The 13,428-nt window shown below is 66.5% G+C and carries 10 protein-coding genes; 4 read left to right on the forward strand and 6 right to left on the reverse strand.

Going from position 1 to position 13,428, the window contains the following annotated elements:
* Positions 1-225 precede the first annotated feature (225 nt).
* The 4 genes from FHY06_RS06900 to FHY06_RS06915 all read left to right on the forward strand — a co-directional run bounded on the left by FHY06_RS06900 (position 226) and on the right by FHY06_RS06915 (position 3,940).
* Positions 226-891 carry a response regulator gene (locus tag FHY06_RS06900; RefSeq protein WP_019651920.1) on the forward strand — a complete coding sequence of 222 codons (666 nt, stop codon included), beginning with the start codon at positions 226-228 and terminating at the stop codon, positions 889-891.
* Positions 892-1,028: 137 nt separating this feature from the next.
* Complete coding sequence (locus tag FHY06_RS06905) at positions 1,029-2,465, forward strand: sensor histidine kinase (protein ID WP_184604153.1); 1,437 nt, start codon at positions 1,029-1,031, stop codon at positions 2,463-2,465.
* 13 nt (positions 2,466-2,478) lie between these two features.
* A complete protein-coding gene (locus FHY06_RS06910) occupies positions 2,479-3,498 on the forward strand; it encodes a Bug family tripartite tricarboxylate transporter substrate binding protein (protein ID WP_184604042.1) in 1,020 nt (339 codons plus the stop codon).
* A 25-nt stretch (positions 3,499-3,523) separates the two neighbouring features.
* Entirely contained in the window at positions 3,524-3,940 is a 417-nt protein-coding gene (locus FHY06_RS06915) for a DUF6194 family protein (RefSeq protein WP_184604044.1), read from the forward strand.
* On the opposite strand, the gene FHY06_RS06920 is transcribed toward FHY06_RS06915, so the two are convergent.
* The 6 genes from FHY06_RS06920 to FHY06_RS06945 form a co-directional block, all read right to left on the reverse strand.
* The gene (locus FHY06_RS06920) at positions 3,937-5,166 is read right to left on the reverse strand and encodes an ROK family transcriptional regulator (RefSeq protein WP_019651916.1); all 1,230 of its coding nucleotides are present in this window, start codon (positions 5,164-5,166) and stop codon (positions 3,937-3,939) included. The genes FHY06_RS06915 and FHY06_RS06920 overlap by 4 nt on opposite strands.
* Positions 5,159-5,959: an ATP-binding cassette domain-containing protein gene (locus FHY06_RS06925; RefSeq protein WP_019651915.1), complete on the reverse strand. Its 801-nt coding sequence runs from the start codon at positions 5,957-5,959 to the stop codon at positions 5,159-5,161. The genes FHY06_RS06920 and FHY06_RS06925 overlap by 8 nt, the downstream gene beginning before the upstream one ends.
* A gap of 164 nt (positions 5,960-6,123) precedes the next feature.
* A complete protein-coding gene (locus tag FHY06_RS06930) occupies positions 6,124-7,089 on the reverse strand; it encodes an ABC transporter permease (protein WP_019651914.1) in 966 nt (321 codons plus the stop codon).
* Between the two features lie 40 nt (positions 7,090-7,129).
* Entirely contained in the window at positions 7,130-8,146 is a 1,017-nt protein-coding gene (locus tag FHY06_RS06935; RefSeq protein WP_126182299.1) for a sugar ABC transporter substrate-binding protein, read from the reverse strand.
* A gap of 742 nt (positions 8,147-8,888) precedes the next feature.
* Complete coding sequence (locus FHY06_RS06940) at positions 8,889-9,380, reverse strand: hypothetical protein (RefSeq protein ID WP_184604046.1); 492 nt, start codon at positions 9,378-9,380, stop codon at positions 8,889-8,891.
* Positions 9,373-13,428 (reverse strand): RHS repeat-associated core domain-containing protein (locus FHY06_RS06945; protein WP_184604048.1); only part of this gene is annotated, 4,056 nt, incomplete at its 5' end. The genes FHY06_RS06940 and FHY06_RS06945, both read right to left, overlap by 8 nt.

The raw sequence follows: 13,428 nt of genomic DNA on the forward strand, positions 1-13,428 counted from the left end.
CAAACCCCCAGGCTCCGCACACTTCGTGTCGCTGCGCCCACCCCCTTACAGGGGGCAACACCTGCGGCCCGGCAAAGCCGGTTCCGCGGCGGCCTCGGACTCACCCCCAGGCCTCGCGCACTTCGTGTCGCTGCGCCACCCCCTTGCAGGGGGCAACACCTGCGGCCCGGCAAAGCCGGTTCCGCGGTGTTTCGCGAAAATATCCGGCCCTAATAGGATCGGTCGATGCGCATCCTTCTTGCCGAAGACGAACACACCCTGGGCACCTGGCTGTGCAAGGCGCTTGAGCACGCGGGCATCCAGGTCGAATGGGTGGACGACGGGCGGCTGGCCGACCGTGCCTTGCAGCAGCGCGACCACGACGCGCTGGTGCTCGACCTCGGCCTGCCCGGGCTCGACGGGCACACGGTGCTGCAGCGGCTGCGCGAGCGCGACCAGCGGCTGCCGGCGCTGATCCTCACTGCGCGCGACTCGGTGAACGAGCGCGTGGCCTCGCTCAACGCGGGCGCGGACGACTTCCTCGCCAAGCCCTTCGCACTCGCCGAACTCGAGGCGCGGCTGCATGCGCTGGTGCGCCGCGCGCGCGGCGTGGAGCATCCGCGCCAGGCCTGCGGCGCGCTGGTGTACGACGGGGCGCGACGGCACTTCACGCTCAACGGCGAGGCGCTGGCGCTCTCGCCGCGCGAGCTGGCGGTGCTGCGCGTGCTTGTGCAGCGCAGCGGCGAGCCGCTGTCGAAGCAGCAGATCCTGGAGCGCGTGTTCTCCGACGACGAGGAAGTGCACCCCGAGGCAGTGGAAGTCTTCGTCTACCGGCTGCGCAAGCGGCTGGACGGCAGCGGCGTGCGCATCGTCACGCTGCGCGGGCTGGGCTATGTGCTGGAAGCTGACTAGATGAGGACACTGCCCCGGGCTTCGCCCACTTCGTGTCGCTTCTCCTCCCCCTGCGCCGGGGGCGGCATCTGCGGCCCGGCGGAGCCAGCTCCACGGTGTTTCGCGAAGAGAACGCCTGGATTTCTCGCGTCGTGGGCATGCCGCTGAACTTCACGGCCCGTCTGCGGCGCGCGAGCCTCTGGCAGCGGCTGGCGCTGCTGCTCTTCCCCGCCCTGCTGGTCGTGACCTGCATCGAGCTGTGGATGACCCGGCACGACGCGCTGGCAGCCGCCAACGCCGCCTACGACCGCTCGCTGCTCGGCGCGCTCAAGTCCATCGATGCCAACATCTCGACCGCCTCGGGCGGGCTCTCCGTCGAACTGCCGTACACGATGTTCGAGTTCTTCGAGCTCACGGCGAGCGGGCAGGTGTTCTTCCGCGTCTCGACCTCCGACGGGCTGGTCGAGCTCGGCAGCGCAGACCTGCCCGCTCCGCCCGCCGAGCTCGCGATGGGCGTGCCGGCCTTCTACGACGCCACCTACTTCGGCGAGGCCGTTCGGCTCGCGGCCTACCGCCGCGACCTCGACCGCACGCCGGCCGGCAGCACCGGGCGCAGCGTGCTGATCCAGGTCGGCGAGAGCACGCGCTCGCGGCAGGAATTCAGCGCGCGATTCGTGCGCAGCGCGGCGCTGCGCGACGGGCTGGTGCTGGCGATGCTGCTGTGCGGCACCGCCATCGCGCTCGCGGCGGCGCTGCGGCCGCTCTCGCGGCTGGCGCGCGAGGTGGGCGCGCGCACCAGCGACGACCTCACGCGCATCGCCGAGACCGACCTGCCCGCCGAGGTGCGGCCGCTGGTGGCGGCAGTCAACCAGCAGATGTCGCGCACGCAGGAGCTGGTCTCGCAGCAACGGCAGTTCCTCGACGACGCCTCGCACCAGCTGCGCACCCACCTCACCACGCTGCAGATGCAGGCCGACTACGCGCGGCGCGAGGAAGACCCGGCGCAGGTGCGCGCCGCGCTCGATGCGCTCGGCGCCGAGATCGCCCGCGCCACGCGCAGCGCCCAGCAGTTGCTGGCCCTGGGCCGCAGCGACACCGTGTCGGTGGAGCCGGCCGAGTTCGACCTGGAGGCGCTGCTGCGCGAAGTGGCCGTCGACCTGCTGCCTCTGGCGCGCGCAAAGCGCATCGACCTGGGCATCGATCTGGGCATCCACTCCGCCATGCCCGATTTCCCCGCCGTGGCCGACCGCGCGCTGATGCGCGAGGCGCTCGGCAACCTGGTGAGCAACGCGATCGCCTACACCCCCGCAGAAGGAACGATCACGCTCTTCGCTGCCAGTGACGCAGCGGGCTGGAGCCTCAACGTCGAGGACAACGGCCCCGGCCTCAGTGAGGAAGAACGCGCCGCACTGGGCCAGCGCTTCCTCCGCGGCGCACGTGCCGGCAAGGGCGGGTTCGGGCTCGGGCTGGCCATCGCGCGCTCCATCGCACAGCGGCATCGCGGCGAGCTGCGGCTCGAAACCCGGGAGGCCGGACCGGGGCTGCACGCGATCATCTGGTGGCCGCGCACCTCGTCGGCCCCAACCTCCAACTGACAGGTCCGCCGCCATGCCATCTCCTGCCCTCCACCGACGTCACGCATTGCGCGCGCTGTGTGCGCTGCTCGCGCCGTCCTTCGGCCTGCGTGCGATGGCCGCCAGCGACCCTTCCGAGGAAGCTGCCGACTGCGTGATTCCCGCCAAGGCCGGCGGCGGCTTCGCGCTGACCTGCGCCCTTGCGCGCGACGCGCTGCAGGCCGTGCGGCCGGCGCGCCCGCCGCTGGGTCAGCGCTACCTGCCGGGCGGCATCGGCGCCGTGGCCTTCGACCGCATCGCCACCGGCAAGCTCGGCGGGCCGGGCACGCTGGTGGCGTTCTCCAGCGGCTCGCTGCTCAACCTGGCGCAGGGCCGCTTCGGGCCCCATCCGCCTTCGGCCGTGCGCTGGATCGCCACGCTGGGCACCGACTACGGCGTGGTCGCCGTGCACCGCGACTCGCCCTTCAGGCGCCTGCAGGACCTGGTCGCCGCGCTGCGGCAGGACCCGTCGCGCATCGCCTTCGGCGCGGGCGGCACCGTGGGCAGCCAGGACTGGGTGAAGGCCGCGCTGCTGGTGCGCGCGGCCGGGCGCGACCACAAGGCGATGCGATTCGTCTCCTTCGAAGGCGGCGGCGACGCGTTGAGCGCGCTGCAGGGCCGGCATGTCGACGCGTTCCCCGGCGACGCCGCGGAGGCGCTGCAGGCCATGGCTGGCGGCACGCCGGTGCGGCTGCTCGCTGTGCTGTCGGAGAGCCGCCTGGGCGGCGCGCTCACCGGCGTGCCGACCGCGCGCGAGCAAGGGGTGGACCTCGTGTGGCCGACGGTGCGCGGCCTGTACTTGAGCGCCGACGTGCCCGAGCCCGCTGTGCGGGCCTGGGTCGCCGCGTTCCGCGAGGCGGGCGCCGCACCCGGCTATGCAGCGCTGCGCGAGCAGCACGGGCTCTACCCTTTCGCCCTCACCGGCACCGCGCTCGACGACTACGTGCAGGCGCAGCTCAAGGCCTACCGTCGGCTGGCCGACGAACTGGGGCTGCGGCGCTGGCCGACCTCCTGACAAGAATACGGGCAAGATCGCGCCCATGACCGAAGACGCGATCACCCAATACCTCATCGACATGCTGGCCGGCGGCCATTTCCAGATCGCCGACGACAACACCTTCTTCTTCCACGACGGCGACGACAAGTTCCCTTTCACGACCATCGTGACGAAGGACAACGAGTTCGACAACGCCTCGAAGCTGGACCGCCCTGGCGTGTTCCGGCTGAACCTCGGCGTGGGCAAGGAGACCTTCCGCGCGCTCTTCGGCGAGCAGCCGGCCGCGCCCGACTACAGCGCGATCGACACGCTGATGCCGCATCCGCTTTACGCGAAGATGTACTGGGTCAGCGTGATCAACCCGAGCGCCAAGACCTTCGAGAGGGTCAAGCCGATGATCGCCGAGGCGCTGAGCCTCGCGCGATCGCGAAAGACCGGTCAGGGCGGGCACGCGGGCTAGGCCGCCTTCAGGAACACATCGTGATCCGGCGCGAAGTTCGCGTGCAGCGGCAGCATCGCGCCACCCAGTGCGCAGGCCTGCGCGCCGGCCTTGCCGCCATGCAGCTGCGGCTGCCAGAGGCCCTCCCAGTTGCAGTGGTCGAGCGCGTCGCGGGTCTGGTCGAGCAGCGCCTGCAGCAACAGGCGTGACATGGAGCCGTCCACCACCACGTCGGACAGGTCGAGCATGGCGGTGCCGCACACGATGGCATGCGCCAGCGCCTGCGATGCGCTGGCCAGCCAGGCCGTCGTGGTCTGTGCGAAAGGCGGCTGCAGCGCGCGGTCGTCGTAGGCAGCCATGGGGTCCAGGCCTTCGGCCGACAGGCGCTGTTCGAGCTCCCACAGCGATGCCTGCGCGACCAGCTGCGGCGGCAGCGCCCCACGGGTGCCCGGCGGCTGCATCGGCAGCGATGCCAGCGCGCCCGCATTGCCATGCGCGCCGGTGTGCAGGTGCGAGTTGATGACCAGCCCGCCGCCCACGAAGGTGTCGACGAAGATGTAGAGAAAGCTCTTCAGGTCGTGCCCGCGCCCGCCCACCAGTTCGGCCACGCAGGCCGCCACCGTGTCGCGCGCGAAGCTCACCGGCAGGTCGATGCGCGACCGCACCTCGGCGGCCAGGTCCATCTGGTTCCACAGGTCCGACTGCGCCTTCGACAGCCCCAGCGTGCGGTGCCAGCCGCCGAGCAGGAAGGGCGCGGCCAGTCCCACGCCCACGTTGCGCGCGGCCAGCGGCCCCAGGCCGTCGCGCAGGCGGTGGATGTGCTGCGCGATGGCGGGCAGCAGCTCGTCGGCGTCGGGAAAGTCGTAGCCGATGGCGTGGCGCTCGCGCACCTGCGCAGCGAAGTCGATCAGCAGCCATTCGGCGCCGCGCCGGCCCACCTTGATGCCGATGGCGAAGGCACCGTCGGGGTTGAGCGCCAGCGGCACGGAGGGCTGGCCGATGCGCCCGCGCACGCGGCTTTGCTTGACGATGAGTCCGTCTTCCTCCAGCCGCGCCGTGATGAGCCCGATGGTCTGCGCGCTCAGCCCGGTCAGCCGGGCCAGGTCGGCCTTGGGCAGGCTGCCGTGAACGCGCAGCGCCTGCAGTACCGTGCGCTCGTTGAACTGGCGCATGCCGACCTGGTTGGAGCCGCGGGGCCGCAGCAGGTCGGGCGTGCGCACAGCTGGGGGTGCTTGCGCATCAGGCATGCGCCTCCGCGGGCAGCTGGTCGGGCGGCATGGCGCCGGTCATGACGGCGACGGTGTCGCTCATGCTGATCTTCTTCGGGTCGAGCACGGCCGCCCGGCGGCCCAGGCGGGCCACGTGGATGCGGTCGGCCACCTCGAACACGTGCGGCATGTTGTGGCTGATGAGCACCACGGGCAGGCCGCGGTCGCGCACACGGCGGATCAGCTCCAGCACCATGTTGCCCTCCTTCACGCCGAGCGCGGCGGTGGGCTCGTCCATGATGACCACGTGCCGCGCGAAAGCCGCGCTGCGCGCCACGGCCACGCACTGGCGCTGGCCGCCCGAGAGCGTCTCGACCGCCTGCGTCATCGACTGGATGCCGACCTTCAGGTCGGCCATTCGCGCGGTGCTTTCCTGCAGCATCTTCTTCTTGTCGAGCATGCGCAGCACGTTGCCCATGAAGCCGGGCCGGCGCAGCTCGCGTCCGAGGAACAGGTTCTCGTAGATGGTCATGGCGGGCGCCACGGCCAGGTCCTGATAGACCGTCTCGATGCCCGCGCGGCGCGCCTCCAGCGGATTGCGGAAGTTGACCGGCTTGCCGTCGAGCAGGATCTGCCCCTCGTCGGGCACGATCGCGCCCGACAGCGCCTTGATGAGCGAGGACTTGCCCGCGCCGTTGTCGCCGATCACCGCGAGGATCTCTCCCTCGCGCAGCTCGAAGTCGACGCCGGCGAGCGCGGTGACCTGTCCGTAGCGCTTCACCAGGCCCTTGGCCTGCATCACGACCTTGCGGTCCGTAGTAGTCGTGTTCATTTCAGTTCTCCACCACGCTGGCACGCGAACCGCGGCCGACGAGACTGGCGCGGCCCCCTCGGGGAACGCCGCGGAACGGGCTCTGCCCGGCCGCAGGCGTTGCCCCCTGCAAGGGGGTTGGCGAAGCGACACGAAGTGCGCGAAGACTGGGGGTGAGCTTCATGCTAGCGGGCTCCCCTGCGCGAGAGTTGGTCGGCCGTCACGGCCAGGATCACCAGGATGCCTGTCACCAGCACCTGGTAGATCGAAGACACGCCCATCAGCGTGAGCCCGTTGCGGAACACGCCCACGATCAGCACGCCGATCAGCGACCCCAGCACGATGCCGCGGCCGCCGAAGAGGCTGGTGCCGCCGAGCACCACGGCCGTGATGGCGTCGAGGTTCTCGGTCTGGCCCGCGTTCGGGTCACCCACGCCGGTGCGCGCCACCGACAGCAGCGAGGCGATGCCGTAGAGCACGCCCGCCATCACATACACGCCCAGCAATACGCGCTGGGTCGGGATGCCCACGAGGCGCGTGGCCTCGGCGTTGTTGCCCACCGCGTAGACGTGCCGTCCCGCCGCTGTCTCGCGCAGCACGAACCACGCGAGGAAATAGAGCACCACCATCAGCACCGAGCCCCAGGCCACTTCGGCTCCGCCGATGGTGAAGGTGGTGCCCAGGCCCGTGAGGCCGCCGGGCAGGTCGGTGATGGTCTGCGACGACGAATAAAGCTGCGTGATCGCGAAGGCGATGTTCAGCGTGCCCAGCGTCACGATGAACGGCGGCAGCTTGATGCGGGTGACCAGAAGGCCATTGGCAAGGCCGAACAGCGTAGTCACCCCGATGCCGCAGAGGATGGCCACCGGCGCCGGCAGGCCGAGCTCGGTGGCGAACTTGCTCATGATGATGCCGCCCAGCGCCATCACCATGCCGCACGACAGGTCGATGCCCGCCGTGAGGATCACCAGCGTCTGGCCGATGGCGATCACGCCGACCACCATCACCTGCTGCAGGATCAGCGAGAGATTGCCGCCCGTGAGAAAGCGGTCGGACTGGGTCGCGAAGAAGATGCATGCGCCCAGCAGGGCCAGCCACGGCCCCAGGGCGCCCCACGGGATGTGGTGCGTGGCTGATGCGGATTTCGCCATCGAGATGTGCCTCTCTGGAATTCGTCGTCAGCTCGGCTGCTTACTTCTTGCCCCAGCACAGCTCGGCACCGGTCTTGGTGTCCTTGCTGTCGACGCCCGCCACGCTCTTGCCCGCGATCAGCGTCACGCCCGTATCGACATAGCCCGAAGCCTTCTTGCCCGTCTTGGCGTATTCGACACCTGCGGCCACGCCCATCGCGGCCATCTTCAGCGGGTACTGCTGCGAGGTCGCGGCGATGATGCCGGCGGCCGTGTCCTTGATGCCCTGGCAGCCGCCGTCGACCGACACGATCATCACGCCCTTCTCCTTGCCGGCGCGCTTGAGTGCGTTGTACGCACCGGCGGCGGCGGGCTCGTTGATGGTGTAGACCAGGTTCACGTCGGGCGCCTTCTGGAGGCAGTTCTCCATCACCGTCTGCGCCTTGGCCTGGTCGCCGTAGCTGTCGGCCATGCAGACGATCTCGGGCGCCTTCGACAACTCGTTCGACTTCGCGTCGTTGGCCTGCAGGCCGAAGCCCTTCATGAAGCCGTTGTGGCGCTGCGCGCCCACCGGGTGGCCCGGCAGCAGGTCGAGCGCGACGATCTTCGCCGGCTTGCCCGCCATCGCGGCCTTCGCGTACTCGCCGATCAGCACGCCGGCGGTGTAGTTGTTGGTGGCGAAGAGCGCGTCGGTCGCATCCGGCGGATCGGCCGGGCTGTCGAGCGCGATCACCATCACGCCCTTGTCACGCGCCTTCTTGATCGCGGGAACGATGGCCTTGGCATCGCTCGGCGTGATGAGGATGGTCTTGGCGCCGGCCGCGATCATGTTCTCCATCGCCGTGATCTGCCCGGCGTTGTCGCCGTCTGCCTTGCCCGCGCCGGACAGCAGCTTCGCGCCCTGCTTCTTGGCCTCTTCCTGGGCGCCCTCCTTCATCTTCACGAAGAAGGGGTTGGTTTCGGTCTTGGTCACGAGGCCGATGACGGGCTGGTCGGCGGCGAAGGCAGCGGTCGACGCAGCAACTGCGGCGAGCGACAGTGCAGCCAGGGCGAGGACGGAGCGGGGGCTGGTGTGCATGGTTTGTCTCCTTGAGCGGGCGGTTGGTTTGCGCCTGCGGTTTTGGATCCGGATCGCGTGGTGGGAAGCGGGCGTCCGGGTGCAAGGGGACTATCGGGTAGTGGAGGGACTAAATCAAGGTGATTTAGTTATCGGAAACCCGAGGTTCGGCCATGAGACTGCCTCATCCGCGATCGGTAGCAGCGGCTAGCAGCCGGAGAGCAGATGGGCGCGGGCGTAGTTCAGGAAGTCCATGCCGATCGCCCGGTCGAATCTTTTCAGCAGGAAAAGAAAAACGGAATTGGGGTTGGATCTTCGCTGCTGTCTGGGTCCCATTCTTCGTCACATAAACAAAATATGCCACACCGAGCCAGAGCAGCCAGGGAAGGCTGCTCGCGCTGCAGATGATCGTGAATCCTCCAAAGCTGCATCCGACTAGCTTTTATCGTTTCGCTTCTATTGCTTGCGCCTGTGTCGAACACTGCCAATCCAAGACTCATATTTAATAGAATCTCTTCTTCTATTACCAAAAATTGCTTCCCATGCGCACGCGGAACGGTAGACAGCAAGAAATTTGCACACATTCCGATCATCCGGGAGCCAGGTACGCGAGCCAAAATCAATTGACCCTCAATGGCATCGAGGGACTCCAACTCTTGATCACTGAAGGGACCAAGCATAATATCAAGGATTACTATTAAAAAACCCAAAAATAGCCGTCATTCTAGGCATACAAAAAATTCGACAGGCCCGTCGCGGGTTTTCATGACTTCAACGCCAATTCCAACTCCACAACAAACGCATCACGATCTAGCGCGATGCTGTTAATTTCGTCGCTCGCCCACTGCCGCCATGAAAATTGCCAGAATTCATTGAATTTGAACAAAAATGCCTGCTCCCCATCAAAGGCTTCAACAGCCAGCGGTATGGCAGAAAATTTATCGGAACTCAATTCGTAGCGCTTCATGTAATCCGGGATTTTCTCAAAGAAACTGAAATCCCCCTGCAAAAAAGCCGAACTCATTCCATTAAAAACCTCTTCCACATTACCTGCATTTTTAAAATCATAGTCAGGCAACCCCTTCAGTCTTTTAATTAGATCCGAAGTAGCCAACTCCAGATTTCCAAACAGCATCGTTTGATCAAAATCTCCGATAACCTTGTCGGCCACCACAAAACAACACTGGGCAAACATTCTGCCGCCCAGCAAGCTCTTTTCAACCTTAACTTGCAGCGGGAATTTTTTCTCAATCAATTGAACAACCTTTCAAACTGGTGACCCCGTCTTTACGCATTGAATCAATTCTTTTCTGAACTTCAGGCGGCACGACCACCCCTCTTCCTTGCGAGCTATCTCCATTCCAGTGCGCCTTCCCATCGTTGCTGTTACCGAAACGGTGAACAACTCCGTTATCGTCGAGGGCATACCAATGCTTACCCTCTTTATCAGGTATTGCGCCTTTAAATAGCTGAGATGCGTTGCACGGTATCAAAGATGTCTTTCCAGCACCGCCGCCTCTGAAATTTGATGATTTTGGATCGTGGTGTCCGGGGTCGTCATATTCAGGTTTTTTCCCGTGGTATCTATCTGCCTTGGGCAACCTTGCAAGTCCCATGGGATCCACCCATTCGACCGCGTTGGGTGCGAATAAATGGACATTGATATCGCCTTGGAGCCCGATTGGATCCTTGGAGATAAATCTGCCCGAGAAAGGGTCGTAATACCGATACCGGTTGTAGTGCAACCCCGTCTCTTCATCCCAATACTGCCCCTGAAACCGAATCGGATTCCTGAACCCCGCCCTTCTCCCAGCCTCGCTGATCGCCTCCCGCGCCTCTCCCCACGCCTTGTACTGCGCCGACCACGCAATGCTCCCCTCGTGGTCCGTCAGTTCCTGCGGCGTGCCCAGATGGTCGCACTGGTAGAACGCCATCTCCCTTCTGTCAAACGCCCGCGGCACCTGCCTCTGCTCGCCGTTCCACAACGAATCCTGCTCGATGTCGTAGGCGCCTCCATTGGCCTCCATCAGCGCCTTCGCATCCGTCGTCTCGCTCAGCGGCATCGCGCTCGCACGGCGCACCTGCATCAGCGGCACGAACGAGTTCGGCTCGTGGATGTAGTGCACGCTCCAGCCGTGCTCGCCGCCCTCCTCGATCGCTGAACTGCTCTGCGTGCTCTCGAATGCGAGCACGTCGCCGTCCCAGCCGAACAGCGTAGTGGTGTCGCCCGAACTCTTGGAAAGACGACGCCCCAGCGCGTCATAACTGAAGGTGGTGGTGATGCCGCTGTGGTCGGTCGCCGCTGTCATGCGGTTGAAGCCGTCCCATGCGAAGACGGTGCGCCAGCCGTTGCGTACGCGCTCGGTCATGTTGCCGCGCTCGTCGTAGCGGTAGCTGGTGCCGGCGTAATTCTTCAGCAGGTTGTCCAGCAGCTTGCCGGCTGGGTGCCTCAGCGGCTCGTTGGCCGGGGGCGGATCGACGATGTTGCCTGCGGGGTCGAAAGCGAAGGTCTCGCGCCCGAGGCGGCTGTTGGCTTCGAGCAGGCGGCCCACCGGGTCGTAGCGGTAGTTCAGGCTGCCTCGGCGGCTGTCGCCGATGGTCACCAACTGGCCAGCCTTGTCGTAGGTGTAGCGGCGCTGGATGCCGGTGGTCGATTCGATGGCGCCTGGCCTGGTGCGGGAAATGTGCTGTTCGAGCAGCCGGCCCGCCGGGTCGTATTTCTGCCGCTGGCTCAGTCCGTTGCCTTGCTCGCGTGCGATCTCCCGGTGCAGGTCGTCGCGCTCGAAGCCGAGGATGTCCTGGCCGTCGATCATCAGGCCGTGCACATGGCCGGAGCCGTATGTCAGCCACTGGGTGACATGCCCGTCGGGCCGTACGGTGGCGACGCGATGGTTGAGTTCGTCGTAGCGGTGCTGCCAGACTGCCGTGCGCTTGCGCTCCAGGTAATGATGGTGCTCGCGCGTCAGGTTGCCGGCCGGGTCGTAGAACCACTGCAGGCGCGCATCGCTGTTGGTCGCCTCGAGCAGGCGGCCGTTGCGGTCGTAGGCGAAGCGTTCGGATTGCCCGTCGGCGCGGCGTTCGCTCAGGCGGCCGAGTGGATCGAATTCGAGCTCGGTGCGGTGGCCGGCCTCGATCACTTCGGCGAGCACGCCCGTTGTCTCTTCGTGGACGTACTGGGTGGCCTTGCGGTCGAAGCCGGTTTCTTCCAGCAGTCGGCCCACCGGGTCGTAGCGGAAGTCGTAGCGGCTGCCGTTCTCGTTGTGCAGTTCGGTCAGGCGGCCCAGCAGGTCCCAGTGGTACCTGAGCGAACGGCCGGCGGCGTCGGTGCGGCCGGCGATCAGGCCGGCGCGCGTGTAGCTGTAGCGCGTGGCGCGCCCCAGCGCGTCGGTGTGCACGAGCAAGCGACCTTCGGCGTCGTGCTCGAAATGCTCGCTCGTCCTGTCGGGCTGTTCGATCTCTTCGAGCTGGCCGGCGGCATAGCGATAGCTGGTGGCGTTGCCGGCGGCATCGGTGGCCTTGACCAGGCGGCCTCGATCGTCGTATTCCCAGCGGCTGGTCTTGGCGGAGCAGTCGGTGTAGCTCAGCAGCTGGCCGGATGGGGAATAGGCGAGCACCTTGACGCCGCCTTTAGCACCAGTGATGCGCACGGGCCTGCCGGCCTTGTCGTAGGCGTACTCGGTCTTGTGGCCCAGCGGATCGATCTCTTCGGTGAGATGGCCCTGCGCGTCGTAGTCGCGCTTCCACACACCACCTTCCCCGTCACGGATGCCCGTGAGCCGGTTCAGCCGGTCGTACTCGTAGTGCACGCGGCTTCCATCGGCACGCGTGTGCGTCTGCAGGTTGCCGTCAGCGTCGTAGGTGTAGTCGTCCGTCGTGCCGTCGGTGTGCACGTGGCGCGTGATGTTCTTCGCGTCGTCGCGGAAGAACCACTCCTGCAGCCCGTCCGGATGGATGATGCGGTAGGTGTAGCCCTGGATGTCGTAGTAGTGCCAGGTCTCCCCGCCCAGCGCATCGGTCACGTAGGTCAGCCGGATGTTGCGGTCCCACTCCAGCTTCAGCGCGAAGCTGCCGTCGTCGGACCACTCGCGCACGGCCTTGGCGTCGGGGCCCGTGCCGTCGTACTCCAGGTTCATGCCCCGGCCGGTGCGGTCGGTGTAGCGGGTCACGAGGTGGTGGCTGTAGGTGTAGCTCCAGCTGGCGCCGTCTTCGTCCTGGGCCGAGACAAGGTCGCGCTCGCCGTCGTGGGTGTAGCCGGCCAGCTGGCGCACGACCTGGCCGTCCTTCAGCTCCCACAGCGACTGGATGAGCCCGGTCTGCGCATCGGGCCTGGTGCCCACGTGGGCCATGACGGCCTCGCCGTGCTTGCTGATGATGTCGCTGAGCACCCGCTCGCCCGTTGCCGCGATCACATGGTCGTAGCGCAGGCCGATGGTCATGCCGTCCTTGGCCTGCTGCGCGACGAGCCTGAAGTGAGGCTGCCTGCTGTCGACGTATTCGTAGATCTCGCGCCACTCGCTCTGCTCGCCTTCGGGCAGCGGTTTGCCGAAGTCCAGCGCCAGCAGGCTCTCGCTCAGACGCGAGACGCGCACTTCCTCGATCGGGTCGAAGTAGGCCTGGCCCACTGCCAGCACCGGGTACGCGTGGCTGCGGCCGTCGGCGGCGTGGTGGACGAGGCTGGGCTGGCCCTGGCGTGCGCCTCGCGGTGGCGTGGTCACGTCCACGCGCATGCTGTAGGGGGTGATCCAGCGGGCGCCGAGGCTGCCTCGGTCGAAGGCGTCGAGGTCGCTGGCGTAGGTGCGAGCCCATTCGATCGGCAGCGGTGCTGCCAGCACGAAGTCGGTGTGGGTGAAGCTCTCGTTGCCGGTACTCAGGCTGATGGATGCACCCTTGCGCGCCGGCGCGGGGCAGTTCTTGCAGCCTCCGGTTCCCTGGGCATCGGCCTGCTTGGAAATGTGACCGAGCGGAGTGCCCGGATTTTCTTTCTCCGCCTTGGCCCCCGCGTGCGGCGACACGATCGCGGCACGCTGGCCCTTCTTCTTCAGCAACGCATCCCGCAGCTTGTGAAGCAGCCACATGATGCTGGCCTGGGCCTCCTTGTCCGCCAGCCTCGACAGCTGCCCACGCAGTTGCTGCTTGAAGTCCAGCATCTGCGTGATCACGCCATTGACCCTGCTCGCAACCCCATCGGGCAGCTGGCTCGCCGCAGCTTTCGCCACGTAGTTCGCCGACTGCTTCGAGTAGCGCACCGCAGCACCCCACATCCGGCTCCACGTGCTCTGCGTCTTCGGGTCGTGCACCTTGGT

It is taken from the genome of Variovorax atrisoli (assembly GCF_014195185.1).
In the GTDB taxonomy this organism is placed as follows: domain Bacteria; phylum Pseudomonadota; class Gammaproteobacteria; order Burkholderiales; family Burkholderiaceae_C; genus Variovorax; species Variovorax atrisoli.

Bases quoted from the DNA above. Each gene is read 5' to 3' on its own strand.
- FHY06_RS06900 (WP_019651920.1), top strand. From the start codon at position 226: ATGCGCATCCTTCTTGCCGAAGACGAACACACCCTGGGCACCTGGCTG.
- FHY06_RS06905 (WP_184604153.1), top strand. From the start codon at position 1,029: ATGCCGCTGAACTTCACGGCCCGTCTGCGGCGCGCGAGCCTCTGGCAG.
- FHY06_RS06910 (WP_184604042.1), top strand. From the start codon at position 2,479: ATGCCATCTCCTGCCCTCCACCGACGTCACGCATTGCGCGCGCTGTGT.
- FHY06_RS06915 (WP_184604044.1), top strand. From the start codon at position 3,524: ATGACCGAAGACGCGATCACCCAATACCTCATCGACATGCTGGCCGGC.
- FHY06_RS06920 (WP_019651916.1), bottom strand. From the start codon at position 5,166: ATGCCTGATGCGCAAGCACCCCCAGCTGTGCGCACGCCCGACCTGCTG.
- FHY06_RS06925 (WP_019651915.1), bottom strand. From the start codon at position 5,959: ATGAACACGACTACTACGGACCGCAAGGTCGTGATGCAGGCCAAGGGC.
- FHY06_RS06930 (WP_019651914.1), bottom strand. From the start codon at position 7,089: ATGGCGAAATCCGCATCAGCCACGCACCACATCCCGTGGGGCGCCCTG.
- FHY06_RS06935 (WP_126182299.1), bottom strand. From the start codon at position 8,146: ATGCACACCAGCCCCCGCTCCGTCCTCGCCCTGGCTGCACTGTCGCTC.